Origin of the sequence: Microvirgula sp. AG722 (assembly GCF_003269145.1) — a bacterium.
In the GTDB taxonomy this organism is placed as follows: domain Bacteria; phylum Pseudomonadota; class Gammaproteobacteria; order Burkholderiales; family Aquaspirillaceae; genus Microvirgula; species Microvirgula aerodenitrificans.
On sequence record NZ_QLTJ01000001.1, the window covers coordinates 162910 to 182145 of the forward strand.

Sequence of the window (19236 nt, forward strand, 5' to 3'; positions counted from 1 at the left end):
CGGCCGGCATGACGCCGGCCCGTTCCGGTATTGCCGACCGGCAACACCCTGATACCCGATTACAGACCGGTCTCGGCCAGCGGACGGGACTTGACCAGGCGGTCAAGCTCGACCAGCGTGGCCAGCAGTTCATACAGCCGCGGCAGCGGCCAGGCGTTCGGCCCGTCCGACATTGCCCTGGACGGCTCCGGATGGGTTTCCATGAACAGCCCGGAGATGCCGGCCGCAACGGCGGCACGCGCCAGCACCGGCACGAACTCGCGCTGACCGCCGGAACTGGTACCCTGCCCGCCCGGCAACTGCACCGAGTGGGTCGCGTCATACACGACCGGGCAACCGGTATTGCGCATGATCGCCAGCCCGCGCATGTCGGATACCAGGTTGTTGTAGCCGAACGACGCACCGCGTTCGCACACCATCACCGTATCGCCGTCATGGCCGGCTTCACGCGCCGCGTGACGGGCCTTGGCCACCACATTCAGCATGTCGCCCGGGGCAAGGAACTGCCCCTTCTTGATGTTTACCGGCTTGCCGGTCGCAGCAACGGCGCGAATGAAGTCGGTCTGCCGGCACAGGAAGGCCGGCGTCTGCAGCACGTCGACCACGCTGGCGGCGATCGGCGCCTCGGCTTCGGTATGCACATCGGTCAGGATCGGCACGCCAACCTGCTTGCGGACCTTCTCCAGAATGCGCAGCCCTTCGTCGATGCCGTAACCGCGGAACGACTGGTCCGAACTGCGGTTGGCCTTGTCGTAGCTCGACTTGTAGATGAACGGAATGCCGAGGCTGTCGGCAATTTCCTTGATCTGCCCGGCGGTGTCGATGGCGAACTGCTCGCCCTCGATCACACACGGCCCGGCAATCAGGAACAACGGCTGGTCGAGGCCAGTTTCGAATCCGCACAGTTTCATGGATAGCGTCCTTGTCGGTACGGCACGGCCGCCTCGCAGTCGAGAGCGGCCCCGGGGTGCCGGATTAGCGGTTCTTTTCCGCCTGGTAGGCCAGTGCGGCTTCGATGTACGCGGTGAACAGCGGGTGGCCGTCACGCGGGGTCGAGGTGAACTCGGGGTGGAACTGGCAGGCGAAGAACCAGCGGTGATCCGGCAACTCGACGGTTTCCACCAGTTGCTCGGCACCGGTCGAACGGCCACTGATCTTCAACCCGGCGGCTTCGAGGCGCGGCACGTAGTAGTTGTTCACTTCGTAGCGGTGGCGATGACGTTCGACAATGGTGTCGGCGCCGTACACCCGTGCCGCCAGCGAGCCCTGCTCCAGCCGGCATTCCTGCCCGCCCAGACGCATGGTGCCGCCGAGGTTCGAGTTTTCGTCGCGGGTTTCGACCTTGCCGTCGTGGTTCACCCATTCGTCGATCAGCGCCACAACCGGGTATTCCGTTTCCGGATCGAACTCGGTCGAATTGGCACCGGCCAGGCCGGCCTTGTCGCGTGCGTATTCGATCAGCGCGATCTGCATGCCGAGACAGATGCCGAGATACGGGATGTTGTGCTCGCGGGCGTAACGGACCGCCTTGATCTTGCCTTCGACGCCGCGCTTGCCGAAGCCGCCCGGCACCAGGATCGCATCCATGCCGCGCAGTGCGGCGCAGCCGTCGCGCTCGACTTCTTCGGAGTCGATGTAGTTGATGTTCACTTCGCTGCGGGTGTGGATGCCGGCATGCTTCAGCGCTTCGGACAGCGACTTGTACGATTCGGTCAGGTCGACGTACTTGCCGACCATGGCAATATTGACCGAACGCGACGGGTGCTCGATCGCATCGATGATGCGGTCCCAGGCCGACAGGTCGGCCTTCGGCAGATCGAGCTGCATGTGCTCACAGATGATGTCGTCGATGCCCTGGGCATGCAGCATCGCCGGCACCTTGTAGATCGAATCGGAGTCGTAGCAGCCGATGACGGCGTTTTCTTCCACATTGCAGAACAGCGCGATCTTGCGCTTTTCGTCGTCCGGCAGCTCGCGGTCCATCCGGCACAGCAGGATGTCCGGCTGGATGCCGATCTCGCGCAGTTCCTTCACCGAGTGCTGGGTCGGCTTGGTCTTGATTTCGCCGGCGGTGGCAATGAACGGCACGTACGACAGGTGGACGTACAGCGTGTTCTTGCGGCCGAGATTCGAGCGCATCTGGCGGATGGCTTCCAGGAACGGCAGCGACTCGATGTCGCCGACCGTGCCGCCGATTTCGACGATGGCGACGTCGACATTGCCGGCGCCTTCGCGCACCTTGAGCTTGATCTCGTCGGTGATGTGCGGGATCACCTGCACGGTCCCGCCGAGATAGTCACCGCGGCGTTCCTTGCCGATGACGGCCTCGTACACCTGCCCGGTGGTGAAGTTGTTCGACTTGCGCATCTTCGACTTGATGAAGCGCTCGTAGTGGCCCAGATCAAGGTCGGTTTCGGCCCCGTCCTCGGTCACGAACACTTCGCCGTGCTGGAACGGGCTCATCGTGCCCGGGTCGACGTTGATGTAGGGGTCCAGCTTCAGCATGGTGACTTTGAGACCACGCGATTCGAGGATAGCCGCAATGGACGCGGCGGCGATGCCTTTACCCAGTGAGGAGACAACGCCGCCGGTAACAAAGATGAACTTGGTCATGGGAATACAGACTCAACGGAATCCGGGATTGTAGCCGTAAAGCGCGGGCCACTCAATTGACAGCTGGTCAACACATTGACTTTAGACGACAATCGGAACCGCCCGCGCGTCGTGTTGCGAACCGCCGGGCTGCAGTCCCCGTCCCGAGCCCCCCGCCGCAACACCTGCTCTGGCAAAGGCTTGAGCAGGCAGGTCTTTTTATGCTATAAAGCCCGCTTTTACCGGATTCTGGAGATTTAACATCATGGCGCGAGTTTGCAAAGTGACCGGCAAGCGTCCGATGGTGGGCAACAATGTTTCCCACGCCAATAACAAGACCAAGCGTCGGTTCCTGCCGAACCTGCAGTACCGTCGCTTCTGGGTTGAGAGCGAGAACCGCTGGGTTCGCCTGCGCGTGTCGAACGCTGCGCTGCGCACCATCGACAAGGTCGGCATCGAAGTCGTGCTGGCCGATCTGCGCGCTCGCGGCGAATTCTGATTTCGCCTCTCCCCAAGTTTAGTTAAGGAACGCCACCATCATGCGTGACAAGATCAAGCTGGAATCGACCGCTGGTACCGGTCATTTCTACACCACGACCAAAAACAAGCGCACCATGCCGGAAAAGATGGAAATCAAGAAATTCGATCCGGTTGCGCGCAAGCATGTGATCTACAAGGAAACCAAGCTCAAGTAATTGAGCGGGTTGCCGAGTGGATTCGGCTCACACCACCTCTCGGCAGGTCACGCCCATTCGTTGGGAATTGCCCGGCCGGTCGGGTAAGAAAAACCGCCCCTGCAGCGATGCGCGGGCGGTTTTCATTTTGTGCGGTGACGGACGGCTCAGTGCCCGGCCTCGCGGCGCTTGACCGGGCGATGCTCGCGATAGATGGCGGCCAGTGTCCGCAGCACTTCGCGCGAGCGGCTGTCGGACAGGGTCGTGTGCAGCATGATCCTGGATGACGGCAAGGGCGGCAGCCCGAGGCGCTGGCTGACCTCGATGCTGTCGGCCGGGGCAAGACGGCAGGAACAGGCGGCAACCGCCAGGCCCGCCGACACGGCGGCCATGACGGCGGCGTGGCCACCGCCGACGAACACCTCGTTCCATTCGATACCAGCCTGGATCAGCGCCCGGGTGGACACATCGCGCACACCGCAGCAGGTCGCCAGCGCGGCCAGTCTCAATGGCTCTCCCTCCCGTTGCTCGTAATCCGGTGCGGCAAACCAGCCGAAGTATTCCGGCCCGAGGTCTTCGCCGTCACGGCGGTCGTCCTCCTGGCGGACGATCACCGCATCCAGTTCGCCACCGTCAAAAGCATCCAGCAGGCTGCGGGAATTTTCCAGCCGGACCTCGATGATCAACGCCGGATCACGGGCATTCAGACGGGCCAGCAGCATCGGGATTTCCGGCCCCGCCACATGCTCGGCAATACCCAGCCTGAAATGACGGCATTCGGACCCAAGCGCGGTCACGGCGCGCTCGTGCGCGGCAATAAAGTCGCGGGCGGCGTGAATGAAGACCGCGCCCTGCGCTGACAGCCGCACCAGACGCGGCGTCCGTTCGATCAGTTTGCAGCCCAGCCGTTGTTCCAGCCGTTTCAGTTTCACGCTGATGGCGCCCTGCGTCGTTCCCAGGACTTCGGCCCCCTTGGTGAAACTCTGGAAGTCGGCAATGGTCACGAAGGCCTGCACGGCATCCACATCCAGCGTCAGCTTGCTCATCAACCATCCGGAATTGTTGTCACTGATATGCTCAATCATAGCATTTACCGATAGCTTGCTTCTTTCTACCATGCACTTCCGAGCCATTTGTCCGTAGCCACTCACCGGAAGACTGTTCATGAACCCCGCCCCCCACCACCAGGAGCGACTTGCCCTGGCCTCGGTTTGCCTGTCCGCCCTCATGCTGGGGCTGGAAATCTCCAGCGTACCGCCCATCCTGCCCATCATCGAGCAGGTCATGCATGCCGGCTTCAGGCAGCTCCAGTGGGTCATGGCGGCCTACACCCTCGCCATGACCACCATCCTGATGGCCGCCGGGACGCTGGCCGACCGCTATGGCCGCAAGCGCCTGTTCCTGACCGGCATCGTCGCCTTTGCCGCGACATCGCTGGTATGCGGTCTGACTGAAAGCGCCCCGGTCCTGATTGCCGCGCGCTTCCTTCAGGGCCTGAGTGCGGCGCTGATGCTGATCTGCCAGGTCACCATCCTGTCCAGCCAGTTCCGGGCCGGGCGCGAGCGCGGCCGGGCCTTCGCCTGGTGGGGCATCATTTTCGGCATCGGTCTGGGCTTCGGCCCGATTATCGGCAGTGCCATTCTGGCGCTGGCAAACTGGCGATGGGTCTTCCTGGTCCATGTCGTTCTGGCCGTTGTCACGCTGTTCCTGGCCCGGGCCGGCGTGCGCGAATCGCGCGACCCGCATGCCCACAGTCTGGACCTGGCCGGCATCCTCACCCTGTCGGTCGCCATTTTCTGCCTGGTGCTGTTCATTACCCAGGGACCGGTGCTCGGCTTCGACAGCCCGGCCGCCCTCGGCATCATCAGCCTGTCGGTCGCGAGTCTCGCCGGCTTCGTCCTGGCGGAAAGGACCAGCCGCCGACCCATGATCGACTTCGCGGTGTTCAGGGTGCGCAATTTTTCCGGCGCCCTGCTGGGCTCGATGGGGATGAACTTCAGCTTCTGGCCATTCATCATCTACCTGCCGATCTATTTCCATGCCGGGCTGGGCTACGACAGTGTGCAGACCGGGCTTGCCCTGCTGGCCTATACCCTGCCGACACTGTTCATTCCGCCGCTGGCAGAGCGCCTGTCGCTGCGCTACCAGCCGGGGATCGTGATTCCCGCCGGACTGTCGATCATTGGTCTGGGCTTCGTGTTGATGAAAATTGGCAGCGAGTCGGCACAACCTGGATGGCTGATCCTGCCCGGCTGCGTGCTCGCCGGCATCGGTCTTGGCCTGACCAACACACCGGTCAGCAACACCATTACCGCCGCGGTATGCAGCGAACGCGCGGGCATGGCGTCCGGCATGGACATGAGTGCGCGCATGACCTCACTCGCCTTCAACATTGCCCTGATAGGGTTCATTCTGGTGGAAGGCACCATGGCCAGCCTGCGCGACACGCTGAAAATGCAGGATGGCGCCGGACTGCGCCTGTTCGCGGAAAAGATCATTGCGGCCGCCGACCCGACGGCACAGGCAGCCCTGCTGGCGCAGTCGACGGTTCCGGGCGACGCAGTCCACGCCGCCCTGGCATCCGGCTTCGGCTGGGTCATGAGCTATGGCGCCGGCAGCGCCTTCCTGCTGTCACTGGGCAGCCTCATCCTCTTTGCCCCCGGCAGGACAGCGAGACACCCCGGGTGCCCCCGCCCCTGCGAGCAGGCCTAGAAACCCGGCACCGCAGCCGCCGCAGTCAGCCGGACGGGCACCGACGCTTCTCACGGCGCAGGTACCCGAAAGGTCACCACGAAGAACGGACGAGCGCAGCGAGGTCCCCTCGCGGCGGCGAGGGCGGAGGGTGGCGGGGTGAAACAGGGGACTGCCGTGCTCCACCGCCCCCGCAATCAGTCGGGCGTGCACCGACGCCACTCCCCTCCCCCGCGCTCATCAAAGGCGGCAGTCAAAACCGGTACTGGCCCTTGACCCACCAGGTCCGGCCCGGCTCATTGACACGGCTGGTCTGCTCATAGCCGGCCACCATGGCACCGGCCTTGCTGACCGACTCGGCATAAGTGCGGTCGAACAGGTTGTCGATGCCGGCGGTCAGCTGCAGGTTCTTCAGCGGCTTGTAGCCGGCATTGATCGACAGCGTGGCAAAGCCCGGCGTCGTGCCCAGGTCGCGACCGATGATATTGCCGGTACCGATGTCGACCCGGTCCTGCGCTGCCACTACCCGCCACAGGCCACCGGCCGACCAGCGGTCATTGTCGTAGTTCAGCGTCACCCGGCCTTCCAGCGGCGGCGTCTGCCCCAGCGGGCGGCCTTCGCTGTCGTTCTCGGCCCAGACATAGGCCAGCGCACCACCCAGCGTCCAGCCGGGCAGGAAGCGCCATTTCACATCGGCCTCACCGCCACGACGGTTGGCGTCGACATTGCGTGCCGTGGTCTTGGCCGCGCGATAGTCGACCAGGATGTAGTCATCGATGCGGCCGGCAAACAGCGACAGCGACGCGGACAGGCTCTCGCCCTGCCACAAGGCGCCCACGTCGAGCTGGTTCAGCGTTTCCGGCTTCAGGTTGAAGCGCGCATTGCGTTCCCAGTAGTCGGCGCCGCGCTCGGCGTGACCAAAGCCGGCATACAGCGTCAGCGGATCGGTGAAGCGCTGTTCGAGACGAATGAAGCCGCTGTCCAGATTGTTGCGCTGGGTCACCCCGTAGTTCGGATTGGCCGTGCCATTCACAAGCTGCTTGTCGTCGCGAGCCTCGTCGCGATCACGGCGCAGGCCGGCGATCAGCCGGGTCCGGGTGGCCAGCGGGTACGACAGCTCGCCATACACGCCGCGCCGTTCCAGCGACATGTCGGCCGCGTACGGCTTGTCGTGGTAGTCGGCGCCCATCATGCCCATGCGGCTGCGGTGCTGGTCATCCTGCCAGTCGAAACCGACATCCAGTTCGCCATCGCCAACGGCAAACTGGGTATAGGCGCGGCCACCGGTCACGGTGCGGTCCGGATTCATCGCCGCCTGCTTCATCTTCGGCGTGCTGCGGAAAGTGTAGTTGTCCATCACGTGGTCGACGTAGCTGCGGAATACCTGCACCCCGACCTTGTTCAGCCAGCTGGTGAGGTTGCGCTGTTCGAACTTGAGATTCCACGCATTGCGATCGAACTTGCTGCCGTCCATGCCACGATCGGCATAGGCGGCCTCGGCGCGACTGATGTCGTAGCTGGCTTCCAGCGTGGTGTTCTCGGTCGGTGTGATGCCGATCGTCAGCGAACCGGCGCGGCGCTTGCTCTCGCTGTGCACCGCATTGCCGTTGCCGTCGTGATAATCGTCGCTGTCATTGGTCTGGGTGCTGATGCGCACATAGGCCTGCGAGCTGCCGGCGGAGAAGTTCAGCCCGGAGTCGACCCGCCCGTCACGACCGATCAGCAGGCTGGCCTGCCCTTCGATGCCCGGCTCGACGAAAGCCGGGGCCTCGCGCTCGAACAGCACCGTACCGGCAAAGGCGACCGGCCCGTGCTTGACCGTCTGCGGCCCTTTCAGCAGCGTCACGCGATCGAAGGTTTCCGGATTCAGGTACGCGGTCGGCGGGTCCATGCGACCGCCGCAGCCGCCATACAGGCCGGTACCGTCGGCCTGGATATCCAGCCGCCCGCCACCAAGGCCGCGAAACAGCGGGTCACCGCCGCTGCCGCCCTTGCGGGTGACATTGAAGCCGGGAATCGCTTTCAGCAGGCCGGCGCCATCTGCCGCCGGCGCCGGCTGATAGGTCGCTCGCGGGTCCAGCGTCACCGTCAGCGGTGCCGTGGTTGGCGCAGCCGTCACCACGACCTCGTCCAGTTGCGTCGCCGCCCCCGCCTCGGGGGAATTTGCAAAAACAGCCGGCGAAACAGCCAAGCCGATAAGAATAGTCTGATTCCGTAAAAACATGACGACATCAATCCGAATAAGAACGGCCGCATGGTAAGCCCATGCGGCCGTTCATCCCTGCGACATAGCGTCGCAGCCGGACCGGTTTCATGTCATTGCGTTGACCGGTATCAACCGGGCTACAGCCCGAGCCGCTGGCACAGCGTCGATACGCTGCCGGCAGCATTCAGCGTATAGAAGTGCAGGCCCGGCGCGCCATTCGACAGCAGCCGGTCGCACAGCTCGGTCACCACATCCAGCCCCAGCGCGCGGATCGAGGCGACATCGTCGCCATAGGCCTGCAGCTTCAGCCGCAGCCAGCGCGGAATTTCGGCGCCGCACAGGTCGGAGAAGCGGGCCAGCTGGCTGAAGTTGTAGATCGGCATGATGCCCGGCACGATCGGGATGTCGACGCCGCGCGCACTGGCTTCGTCGACAAAGGCGAAGTAGGCGTCGGCATTGAAGAAATACTGGGTGATCGCCGAGTTGGCACCGGCACGGACCTTGCCGGCGAAGGCATCGAGGTCGGCACGGGCATTGACCGCCTGCGGGTGATAGTCCGGGTAGGCCGCCACCTCGATATGGAAATGATCGCCGTGGGTATCGCGGATAAACGAAACCAGCTCGTTGGCATAGCGGAACTCGCCGACTTCGCCCATGCCGGACGGGATGTCACCGCGCAGCGCCACCACGTGGCGGATGCCCTTCTCGCGGTATTCGTCGAGGATGGAGCGGATATTGTCCCGGGTCGAGCCAATGCAGGACAGGTGGGGAGCGGCGGCATAGCCGGCGTCACGGATATCGAGCACGGCACGCAGGGTGCCCTCGCGCGTGGTGCCACCGGCGCCGAACGTCACCGAGAAGAAGGCCGGCTTGAAGTGGGCCAGCTGCTTGCGCGCCGTGGCCAGTCTGGCATGCCCTTCTTCGGTCTTGGGCGGAAAGAACTCGAAACTGATGGTGGGTTTGACCGACGACATACCTGGATCTCTGCGAATGATTGCACTTGTCCTGAACTGTGCCTAAAGCGCCCGCCATAGACAAGGTATCCGTTCGCATAACGATATGGCACGCCGACGCAAAAACGCCCGCGGGAGCGATCCCGCGGGCGTCTGTCGGTTGCTGGCAGCGCTTACATGCCGCCCAGCGACTGACGCATGGCTTCCAGGCAGGCGGCGTACAGGCCGTTCGGCAGCACGCCGAGGACCAGCAGGGCCAGGCCGTTCAGGCCGAGCACCAGTTTCATGTCGCCACCGATGGTGAGGTTGTCGCCACTACTGGTGTCGGTCGCGTCGTCAAAGTAGACCACCTTGACCACCCGCAGGTAGTAGAACGCACCGATCAGCGACATCATCACGCCGACCACGGCCAGCCACAGCAGACCGGCGTCGACGGCAGCCTTCAGCACCGCAAACTTGGCGTAGAAGCCGACCATCGGCGGGATACCGGCCATCGAGAACATGGCAAACAGCACCAGCAGCGCGTACCAGGCATTCTTCTGGTTCAGACCCTTGAGGTCATCCATGGTTTCGCATTCGAAACCGGCCCGCGACAGCGCCACCAGGATGCCGAAGCTGGCCAGCGCGGTCAGCATGTAGGTGATCGCGTAGAACAGCGCGGCGGTGTAGCCGGACGGGCTGGCCGCCAGGATGCCGATCAGCAGGAAGCCCATGTGCGAGATGGTCGAGTAGGCCAGCATGCGCTTGATGTTGGTCTGCATGATCGCGGCCAGGTTGCCGAGTACCAGCGAGGCCACGGCCAGGATGACCAGCATCGGCTGCCATGCCACCGCCGCCGGCGCCAGGGCCTGGGCCAGGAAGCGGAAGGTGAACACGAAGGCCGCCAGCTTCGGCGCGGAGCCGATCAGCACGGTGACCGCCGTCGGCGCCCCCTGGTACACGTCCGGCACCCACATGTGGAACGGCACGGCGCCGAGCTTGAACGCGAGGCCGGCAATGATGAACACCAGACCGAAGCTGACCAGGGTGGTATTTGCCTGACCGGCGCCGATGGCGTGCGCCACGTCACTGATCTGCAGCGAACCGGTTGCGCCGTACACCATCGAGATGCCGTACAGCAGCAGGCCGGACGCCAGCGCGCCAAGCACGAAATACTTCATCGCCGCTTCGGTGGCCGGAATCGATTCGCGCGACATGGCGATCATGGCGTACAGCGACAGCGACAGCAGCTCCAGACCGATGTACAGGGTCAGGAAGTGGCTGGCCGACACCATGACGAACATGCCCAGCAGCGAGAACAGCCCGAGGGTAAACAGTTCGCCCTTCAGGAAGCCGCGGTCATGCGCATACTGCCGCGCATAGACGAAGGTGGCGCCGACGGCGACCAGCAGCCCCAGCTTGGACAGGCTCGACACCGGGTCGGCAATGTACATGCCGCTGAAGGTCAGCACCGGGTACGGGACCCAGGACGCGACCACGGCGACGGCGGTGCCGATCAGGGTCAGCATCGACAGTGCATAGGTGACGCCGCGGCGTTCGCTCTTCACGAACAGGTCGATGATGAGGATCGCCAGCGCCGCGCACAGCAGCACGATCTCCGGCAAGGCCGGCATCAGATTCAAATCAGCCCAACTCATTTGATGTGTTTCCTTGTTGCGGGTTGGCGACTTACATCAGCTTGCTCTGAGCCACGTGGCTCAGAAGATCGTTGACGCTGGTGTGCATCACCTCCACGAACATCTGCGGATAGAGGCCCATGCCGAGCACCGCGATGGCCAGCACCGCCAGGATCAGGAACTCGCGCTTGTTCACGTCTTTCAGCTCGGCCACCTTTTCGTTGGCAACGTCACCGAAGATCACCCGCTTGTACATCCACAGCGTGTAGGCAGCGCCGAAGATCAGCGTGGTGCCGGCGAAGAACGCGAACCAGAAGTTGACCTGCACCGCGCCCATGATGACCATGAACTCGCCGACGAAGCCCGACGTGGCCGGCAGGCCGGCGTTGGCCATCGCAAACAGCAGCGCGAACGCGGCATAGATCGGCATCTTGTTGGCCACACCGCCGTAGTCGGCGATATTGCGGCTGTGCAGGCGGTCGTACAGCACGCCGATGCTCATGAACATGGCGGCGGACACGAAGCCGTGCGAGATCATCTGCACCAGCGCGCCTTCGACTGCCCACTGGTTCAGCTGGCCGTCAGGCGTGAACATGAAGAAGCCCAGGGTGACGAAGCCCATGTGCGCGATCGACGAATACGCGACCAGTTTCTTCATGTCGGTCTGTACCAGCGCCACCAGGCCGATATACACCACCGCAATCAGCGACAGCACAATCATCAGCCACTGCAGTTCGCGCGCGGCATCCGGCACGATCGGCAGCAGGAAACGCAGGAAGCCGTAGGCGCCGAGCTTCAGCGTGATGGCGGCCAGCACCATCGAACCGCCGGTCGGGGCTTCCACGTGTGCGTCCGGCAGCCAGGTGTGCACCGGGAACATCGGCACCTTGACCGCGAACGAGAAGAAGAAGGCCACGAACAGCAGGATCTGCGCCGTCATCGACAGCGGCACCATGTGGAACTTCAGGATCTCGAAGCTCCCCTGGGCCTGGAAGTACAGGTAGATGAACGACACCAGCATCAGCAGCGAGCCGAGCAGCGTGTACAGGAAGAACTTGATCGACGCATACACGCGACGCGGTCCGCCCCATACACCGATCACCAGGTACATCGGGATCAGCATCGCTTCGAAGAACACGTAGAACAGCACGGCGTCCAGTGCGGCGAACGCACCGTTGATCAGCCCGGACATGATCAGGAAGGCGGCGAAGTACTGCGCGACGCGCTTCTCGACCACCTGCCAGCCGGCCAGCACCACCAGTACGGTAGTGAAGCTGTTCAGGATGACCAGCCACATCGAGATGCCGTCGACACCCAGATGGTAGTTGATGTTAAGACTGGCGAACCACGGGGTGAACTCCTCGAATTGCATGCCGCCATGCAGCGGCGTGAAATCGAAGTACAGCGGCAACGACAATGCGAAGCCAGCCAGTGCACCGACCAGCGCGATGACTCGCGCCAGCGATGCGTTCCGGTCCCCTCCGGTAGCCAAAGTCAGCAACCCGGCCACGATCGGGACCCAGATCACCAGACTGAGCAGATTCTCACTCATTTTCGAACCTAGCTTTTCTTTCTAAATCGTCTACAGGTCTTAGAAGCCGACCACGAATAGGGTGAGCAGCACCAGCACGCCGATGACCATGGCGGTGGCGTAGCTGTAGATGAAGCCCGTCTGCACCTTGCGTACCACCGCGGCCAGCGAACCGACCACGCGGGCCGAGCCGTTGACGATCAGTCCGTCAATCAGGGTCTGATCGCCGATCTTCCAGAAGCCGGTACCGAGCAGGCGCGAGCCCTTGGCGAATACGGCAAAGTACAGATCGTCCATGTAGTACTTGTTGTCCAGCAGGGTGTAGATCGGGCTGGCGGCTTTGCGGATCGCGGCGGGAATCTGCGGCGCGACCATGTAGAACACGTAGGCAGTTGCCACCCCGGCGATGGCCAGCCACAGCGGCAGCGTCGACAGGGCATGCATGCTCATCGCCGCCGCGCCATGGAACTCTTCGGCGATGACGGACATCGCAGGGTGGAGTTCGGCGTTGACGAAGATGGCCTGCTTGAAGAAGTCGCCATACAGCATCGGTTCGATGGTGAAGTAGCCGATCAGCAGCGACGGGATCGCCAGCAGCACCAGCGGCAGCGTCACGACCCACGGGCTTTCATGCGGCTTGTCGTTCGGGCCCAGACCGTGGTGATGCTCGCCGTGGTCGTCGCCATGATGGTCATGGTGGCCCTTCTGCATCCAGCGTTCCTTGCCATGGAAGACCAGGAAGTACAGGCGGAAGCTGTAGAACGCGGTGACGAACACGCCGGCGATGACGGCGAAGTACGCGAACTGCGCGCCCGGCAGCGTCGAGGCATGCACGGCCTCGATAATCGAGTCCTTCGAGTAGAAGCCGGAGAAGAACGGGGTGCCGATCAGCGCCAGCGAACCGATCAGGCTGGTGATCCAGGTAATCGGCATGTACTTGCGCAGGCCACCCATGTTGCGCATGTCCTGATCATGGTGCATGCCGATGATCACGCTGCCGGCGGCCAGGAACAGCAGCGCCTTGAAGAACGCGTGCGTCATCAGGTGGAACACGGCGACGTTGTAGGCCGAGGCGCCGAGCGCGACGGTCATGTAGCCGAGTTGCGACAGCGTCGAGTAGGCGACGACACGCTTGATGTCGTTCTGCACGATGCCGAGGAAGCCCATGAACAGCGCCGTGATCGAGCCGATGACCAGCACGAAGGACAGCGCGGTATCGGACAGTTCGAACAGCGGGCTCATGCGGGCGACCATGAAGATGCCGGCCGTCACCATGGTGGCGGCGTGGATCAGCGCCGAGATCGGCGTCGGACCTTCCATCGAGTCAGGCAGCCACACATGCAGCGGGAACTGGGCCGATTTGCCCATCGCGCCGATGAACAGCAGGATGCAGGTCACGGTCATCAGCGACCAGTCGGTGCCAGGGATCAGCTGGATGGTCGCGTCCTTCAGTGCCGGCGCGTTGGCAAACACTTCGGTGTAGTTCAGCGAACCGCCGAAGTAGTACAGCACCATGCCGATGCCGAGCGCGAAGCCGAAGTCACCGACCCGGTTGACCAGGAAGGCCTTCAGGTTGGCGAAGATCGCGGTCGGACGCTTGAACCAGAAGCCGATCAGCAGGTAGGACACCAGGCCCACCGCTTCCCAGCCGAAGAACAGCTGGACGAAGTTGTTGCTCATCACCAGCATCAGCATCGAGAAGGTGAACAGCGAGATATAGCTGAAGAAGCGGTTGTAGCCGGGGTCTTCCGCCATGTAGCCGATGGTGTAGATGTGCACCATCAGCGACACCGAGGTCACCACGACCATCATCATCGCCGTCAGCGAGTCGATCAGGAAGCCGACCGAATAGGTATGGCCGGCAACGGTCAGCCAGGTGTAGACGTCACCGTTGAACGGTTGCGCGCCGTTCAGGATGCCGCTCAGAACGCTGATCGAACCGACGCACGACACGGCCACCCCGAGGATGGTCACCATGTGTGCGGCGCGCCGACTGATCGCCCAGCCGAACAGGCCGGCAATCGCGGAACCCGCGAGAGGCGCCAGCGCGATCAGCAGATAGAGGCTTTTCATGTCCATTTTTTTGTCTCTATTCCCTGTGTGCTTAGCCCTTCAGGCTGCCCAAGTCTTCAACGTTGATCGTGTTCAGGTTGCGGAACAGCACAACCAGAATCGCCAGACCGATCGCGGATTCCGCCGCGGCCACGGTCAGGATGAAGAACACGAAGATCTGCCCTGCCGTATCACCGAGGTAATGCGAGAAGGCGATGAAGTTGAAGTTGACCGCGAGCAGCATGAGTTCGATCGCCATCAGCAGCACGATCACGTTCTTGCGGTTCAGAAAGATGCCGAGCACGCTTACCGCAAACAGAACCGCGGCCAGCACGAGGAAGTGCGTCAGTGTGAGCATGTGTTTTTCCTCCCTTTCGCGCCTTAGGCGTTGTTGTCGGTTGTCGGCGCGTCTTCGGCGTCGTCGCGCTTTACGGCCGCCATCTTGACGAGGCGGACGCGGTCATCGCGTTTGACCACTACCTGGGTAGCCGGATCGACCCACTTGGTTTCCTTGCGCTGGCGCTGGGTCAGCGCAATCGCGGCAACGATACCGACCAGCAGCAGCACGGCGGCCAGCTCGAACGGATACAGGTAGGTGGTGTACAGCTGCAGGCCGATGTCGCGGACGTTGCTGTAATCGGCAGCCAGCGGCGCCGGCACTTCGAGTCCGAGCTGGGCATTCGGGCCGCCCAGCACGTAGACCATCTCGGCGATCAGCACGACGGCCACCACCAGCGCGAACGGCAGATGCTTCCAGAACCCTTCACGCAGCTTGTCGAAGTTGATGTCGAGCATCATGACCACAAACAGGAACAGCACCATCACCGCGCCGACATAGACCAGCACCAGCGCGATGGCCAGGAACTCGGACTGCAGCAGCAGCCAGTGGCCGGCGGACACGAAGAAGGCGAGCACGAGGTTGAGCGCCGCGTGCACCGGGTTTTTCGAGGTAATGACCCTCACCCCGGCGAACAGCAGCAGCGCGGACAGCGCGTAGAACAGAATCAGCTGGAACGACATGCTTTCCCCTTAGCGGTATTTCGCGTCGAGTTCGCGGTTCTTGGCGATCTCGGCCTCGTAGCGGTCGCCGACGGCGAGCAGCATCGGCTTGGTGTAGTAGAGGTCGCCGCGCTTTTCGCCATGGTATTCGAGGATGTGCGTCTCGACGATGGAGTCCACCGGACAAGATTCCTCGCAGAAGCCACAGAAAATGCACTTGGTCAGGTCGATCTCGTAGCGGGTGGTACGGCGCGTGTTGTCCTCGCGCTTTTCCGACTCGATATTGATCGCCATCGCCGGGCAGACGGCTTCGCACAGCTTGCAGGCAATGCAGCGCTCCTCACCGTTCGGGTAGCGACGCAGCGCGTGCAGGCCGCGGAAACGCGGGCTGATCGGGGTCTTTTCTTCCGGGTACTGCACGGTGATCTTGCGGGAGAAGAAGTGGCGGCCGGTAACCGCCAGCCCCTTCACCAGTTCCGTCAGCAGGAAGGTCTTGAAAAAGTTCTTGATCATGGTCTTTTCTCCCGCCTCAGTTCCAGATGGACAGCGGGCTCATCATCCACACACCCACCAACACCAGCCACACCAGGGTCACCGGGATGAACACTTTCCAGCCCAGACGCATGATCTGGTCATAGCGATAGCGCGGGAAGGTGGCGCGGAACCACAGGAAGCAGAACAGGATGAATGCGATCTTCAGCACCAGCCAGTGGAAACCGCCAGCGCCCAGGAACGGAACCGATGCCGGGAACGGCGACAGCCAGCCGCCGAGGAACATCAGCGAGGTCAGCATCGCGATCAGGATCATGTTCGCGTATTCGGCCAGGAAGAACACCGCGAAGGCCATGCCCGAGTATTCAACGTGGAAGCCGGCAACGATTTCCGATTCGCCTTCCGCAACGTCGAACGGCGCGCGGTTGGTTTCGGCCACACCCGAGACCAGGTAGACCACGAACATCGGGAACAGCGGCACCCAGTTCCACGACAGCAGCGAACCGCCTGCCATGCCGTGGCCCTGCTGGGTAACGATGTCGACCAGGTTCAGCGAGCCGGTCACCATCAGCACGCACACCAGGGCAAAGCCCATGGCGATTTCATACGACACGATCTGCGCCGCGGAGCGCATGGCGCCGAGGAATGCATACTTCGAGTTCGAGGCCCAACCGGCCACGATCACGCCGTACACGCCGATCGACGTGATGGCCATGATGTACAGCAGGCTGGCGTCGATATTGGCCAGCACCAGTTCCGGCGAGAACGGGATCACCGCCCAGGCGGCCAGTGCCGGTCCGATCGACAGCAGCGGACCGAGGATGAACAGGCCCTTGTTGGCCTTGGTCGGGAAAATGATTTCCTTGGTCAGCAGCTTCAGCGCATCGGCGATCGGCTGCAGCACACCCTTGATGCCGACGCGGTTCGGGCCGATCCGCAGCTGCATGTAGCCGATGACCTTGCGCTCGGCGAGCGTCAGGTAGGCCACGCAGCCCATCAGCGGCAACACGATGACCACGATCTTCAACAGCGTCCAGGCGGCCAGGCCGAGGTCCTGACCGAGCAGGCTTTGCAGGAGTTCCACGGCTTACCCTCGCTTCAGTTCAATGGTGTCGAAGAAACCGCCGAGCGCGGCCGTTTCCGCCAGCGCGGCCGCCAGGCGGACCACGCCGGGCGGGACGCCGGCATCGGCCTCGATCGTCACCCGGGCTTCGCCACCCTGCTGGACCGCCAGCGCTTGCGCGCCGTGTTCCAGACCGAGTTGCGCCAGCGTGTCCGGATGGACGCGGGCCAGGGCGGCTTCACGCGCTTCGCGGGTCTGCTGCAGGCTCGGGGCGCGGCGGACCAGCGCATCGGTCGCATACAGCGGCACGTCGGACAGGCGTTCCAGCCCCGCCGCTGCCGGCACGGCCAGCGACACGGCAACGCCGTTCACGCCATTGTTCAGGCGGGTGGCAAGGTCGCCGGCGACTTCGAGCGCTTCGACGCGAACGTCTTCGGCCGTCTCGTAGTCGAAGCCGGCGGCACCGAGCAGATTGCCCAGCACGCGCAGTACCTTCCAGGCCGGACGGGTTTCGCCCAGCGGACGCACCACGCCGTTGAAGGTCTGCAGGCGGCCTTCCATATTGATGAAGCTGCCGGCGGTTTCGCTGAACGGCGCGATCGGCAGCAGCACGTCGGCGTATTCGAGCAGTTCCGGCGTCCTGAACGCGGTCAGGGCGGCAACCATCTTCGCATTGGCCACGGCGGCGCGCGCCTGGCGGGCGTTCGCGGTGTCAAAGTCGAGTTCGGTATTCAGCAGCACATAGGCCTGACGCGGCTCGGACAGCATTGCACCGGCATGACGACCGCCCGTTGCCGGGCGGCAGACCAGTTCGGCGCCGACCGAGTTGGCAGCCTGGCCGAGCACACCGGCAGTGGCGCCGCTCAGGCGGGCGATGTCGTTGGCCAGCGCCAGCAGTTCGGCGAAGCGCGGATGATGTTCGGCCTGGGCACCCAGCAGCACGGCGGCATCGCCTTCGGCGGCGATCAGGCTGGCGGCAATGGCGCGGGCATCGTCATCGGCTTCGATATTGCGCACGTCAACCGTCGGCGAGGCATCTTTGGCTTCGGCCACGGCACGCAGCACGCGGGCCAGCGTGTCGACCAGCGCCGACGGCTTGACCACGGTCTTGACCCGGGTGTCGCACAGCAGCGCGTCGTCGGCCAGCGCAAGCACATTCAGTTGCGTGCCCTTCTTCACCGCCTGGCGCAGGCGGGCAGCGATCAGCGGCTGCTCCTTGCGCAGATTCGAGCCGATCAGCAGCGCAGATTTGAGCGTGCTCAAACTGGCGACGCTGCGGCCGAGCCACAATGCGCCCTGCTGTTTTCCGTCGGCACGGAAGTCGGCGCGGCGGCCACGGGTATCGACGTTGCCGGTCCCGAGCGCACTGGCCAGTTTTTTGACCAGCAGCAATTCTTCCAGCGTCGAATGGTTCGAGGCCAGGAAACCGATGGCGTCGGCGCCGTCGCGGGCGACGATGTCCTTCAGCGCATGCGACACATAATCGAGTGCGCCGGCCCAGTCGGTCTCAAGCCATTTGCCATCCTGCTTGACCATCGGACGGGTCAGGCGGTCGGCGCCATTCAGGGCTTCGTACGAGTAGCGGTCGCGGTCGGCGAGCCAGCACTCGTTCAGTTCTTCGTTTTCCAGCGGCAGGACGCGCTTGACCTCATGGCTCTTGACCTGAACGATCAGGTTGCTGCCGAGGCCGTCGTGCGGGCTGACCGAACGGCGACGCGACAGTTCCCACGGCCGGGCGCTGTAGCGGAACGGCCTGGAGGTCAGGGCGCCGACCGGGCACAGGTCGATCACGTTGCCGGAGATTTCCGAGTCCACGGTCTTGCCGAGGAACGGCAGGATTTCCGAGTGCTCGCCACGGTTGGCCATGCCGATTTCCTGCAGGCCGCCGATTTCCTCGGTGAAGCGGACGCAGCGCGTGCAATGGATGCAGCGGCTCATTTCTTCGGCCGAGACCAGCGGACCCATGTCCTTGCCTGCGACGCTGCGCTTCTCTTCCTGATAGCGCGACGCGCCGGCACCGTAGCCGACCGCCAGATCCTGCAACTGGCACTCGCCGCCCTGGTCACAGATCGGGCAGTCGAGCGGGTGGTTGATCAGCAGGAATTCCATCACGCCCTTCTGTGCCTTGGTGGCCAGATCGGAATGCGTGAACACCTTCATGCCGTCGGTCACCGGGGTGGCACAGGCCGGCAGCGGCTTCGGCGCCTTTTCCACTTCGACCAGGCACATGCGGCAGTTCGCAGCGATCGACAGCTTCTTGTGGTAGCAGAAGTGCGGGATGTAGGTGCCGACGGAGTGGGCGGCTTCCATCACGGTGCTGCCTTGCGGCACCGTCAGTTTCTTACCGTCAATTTCGATTTCAAGCAT

16 protein-coding genes are annotated in these 19236 nt (G+C 63.4%); 3 read left to right on the plus strand and 13 right to left on the minus strand.

Going from position 1 to position 19236, the window contains the following annotated elements; all coding sequences use genetic code 11:
- Positions 1–59: 59 nt before the first annotated feature.
- Together kdsA and DFO50_RS00760 are read right to left on the minus strand one after the other, a co-directional pair.
- Positions 60–911, minus strand: coding sequence for a 3-deoxy-8-phosphooctulonate synthase (kdsA, locus tag DFO50_RS00755; RefSeq protein ID WP_028497995.1), 852 nt, complete (start codon positions 909–911; stop codon positions 60–62).
- 64 nt (positions 912–975) lie between these two features.
- A complete protein-coding gene (locus DFO50_RS00760; RefSeq protein ID WP_028497996.1) occupies positions 976–2613 on the minus strand; it encodes a CTP synthase in 1638 nt (545 codons plus the stop codon).
- Between the two features lie 244 nt (positions 2614–2857).
- Here DFO50_RS00760 and rpmB point away from each other — a divergent pair, with 244 nt between their 5' ends.
- Positions 2858–3091 carry a 50S ribosomal protein L28 gene (gene rpmB / locus DFO50_RS00765; RefSeq protein WP_028497997.1) on the plus strand — a complete coding sequence of 78 codons (234 nt, stop codon included), beginning with the start codon at positions 2858–2860 and terminating at the stop codon, positions 3089–3091.
- A 40-nt stretch (positions 3092–3131) separates the two neighbouring features.
- Positions 3132–3287 carry a 50S ribosomal protein L33 gene (gene rpmG, locus DFO50_RS00770; RefSeq protein WP_028453358.1) on the plus strand — a complete coding sequence of 52 codons (156 nt, stop codon included), beginning with the start codon at positions 3132–3134 and terminating at the stop codon, positions 3285–3287.
- Positions 3288–3433: 146 nt separating this feature from the next.
- Here the strand turns inward: rpmG and DFO50_RS00775 are convergent, their stop codons facing one another.
- A complete protein-coding gene (locus DFO50_RS00775) occupies positions 3434–4312 on the minus strand; it encodes a LysR substrate-binding domain-containing protein (RefSeq protein ID WP_107888781.1) in 879 nt (292 codons plus the stop codon).
- Between the two features lie 118 nt (positions 4313–4430).
- Between DFO50_RS00775 and DFO50_RS00780 the strand changes: the two genes are divergently transcribed.
- Positions 4431–5978: an MFS transporter gene (locus DFO50_RS00780; RefSeq protein ID WP_112691910.1), complete on the plus strand. Its 1548-nt coding sequence runs from the start codon at positions 4431–4433 to the stop codon at positions 5976–5978.
- A 232-nt stretch (positions 5979–6210) separates the two neighbouring features.
- Here DFO50_RS00780 and DFO50_RS00785 read toward each other — a convergent pair whose 3' ends face one another.
- The 10 genes from DFO50_RS00785 to nuoG all read right to left on the minus strand — a co-directional run bounded on the left by DFO50_RS00785 (position 6211) and on the right by nuoG (position 19236).
- Complete coding sequence (locus tag DFO50_RS00785) at positions 6211–8076, minus strand: TonB-dependent copper receptor (RefSeq protein ID WP_158537383.1); 1866 nt, start codon at positions 8074–8076, stop codon at positions 6211–6213.
- A 224-nt stretch (positions 8077–8300) separates the two neighbouring features.
- Positions 8301–9137, minus strand: a complete 837-nt coding sequence (metF, locus tag DFO50_RS00790; RefSeq protein ID WP_028497999.1) for a methylenetetrahydrofolate reductase [NAD(P)H] — start codon at positions 9135–9137, stop codon at positions 8301–8303.
- Between the two features lie 152 nt (positions 9138–9289).
- Positions 9290–10753, minus strand: a complete 1464-nt coding sequence (nuoN, locus tag DFO50_RS00795) for an NADH-quinone oxidoreductase subunit NuoN (protein WP_112691911.1) — start codon at positions 10751–10753, stop codon at positions 9290–9292.
- Between the two features lie 31 nt (positions 10754–10784).
- Positions 10785–12284, minus strand: coding sequence for an NADH-quinone oxidoreductase subunit M (locus tag DFO50_RS00800; protein ID WP_028498001.1), 1500 nt, complete (start codon positions 12282–12284; stop codon positions 10785–10787).
- A gap of 39 nt (positions 12285–12323) precedes the next feature.
- Entirely contained in the window at positions 12324–14342 is a 2019-nt protein-coding gene (gene nuoL, locus DFO50_RS00805; RefSeq protein ID WP_107888784.1) for an NADH-quinone oxidoreductase subunit L, read from the minus strand.
- A 25-nt stretch (positions 14343–14367) separates the two neighbouring features.
- Positions 14368–14673, minus strand: coding sequence for an NADH-quinone oxidoreductase subunit NuoK (gene nuoK, locus DFO50_RS00810; RefSeq protein ID WP_028498003.1), 306 nt, complete (start codon positions 14671–14673; stop codon positions 14368–14370).
- A 23-nt stretch (positions 14674–14696) separates the two neighbouring features.
- Positions 14697–15335: an NADH-quinone oxidoreductase subunit J gene (locus DFO50_RS00815; protein ID WP_112691912.1), complete on the minus strand. Its 639-nt coding sequence runs from the start codon at positions 15333–15335 to the stop codon at positions 14697–14699.
- Positions 15336–15344: 9 nt separating this feature from the next.
- Positions 15345–15827 carry an NADH-quinone oxidoreductase subunit NuoI gene (gene nuoI / locus DFO50_RS00820; RefSeq protein ID WP_028498005.1) on the minus strand — a complete coding sequence of 161 codons (483 nt, stop codon included), beginning with the start codon at positions 15825–15827 and terminating at the stop codon, positions 15345–15347.
- Between the two features lie 16 nt (positions 15828–15843).
- Positions 15844–16890, minus strand: a complete 1047-nt coding sequence (gene nuoH, locus DFO50_RS00825; RefSeq protein WP_051528632.1) for an NADH-quinone oxidoreductase subunit NuoH — start codon at positions 16888–16890, stop codon at positions 15844–15846.
- Positions 16891–16893: 3 nt separating this feature from the next.
- Positions 16894–19236, minus strand: coding sequence for an NADH-quinone oxidoreductase subunit NuoG (nuoG, locus tag DFO50_RS00830; protein ID WP_112691913.1), 2343 nt, complete (start codon positions 19234–19236; stop codon positions 16894–16896).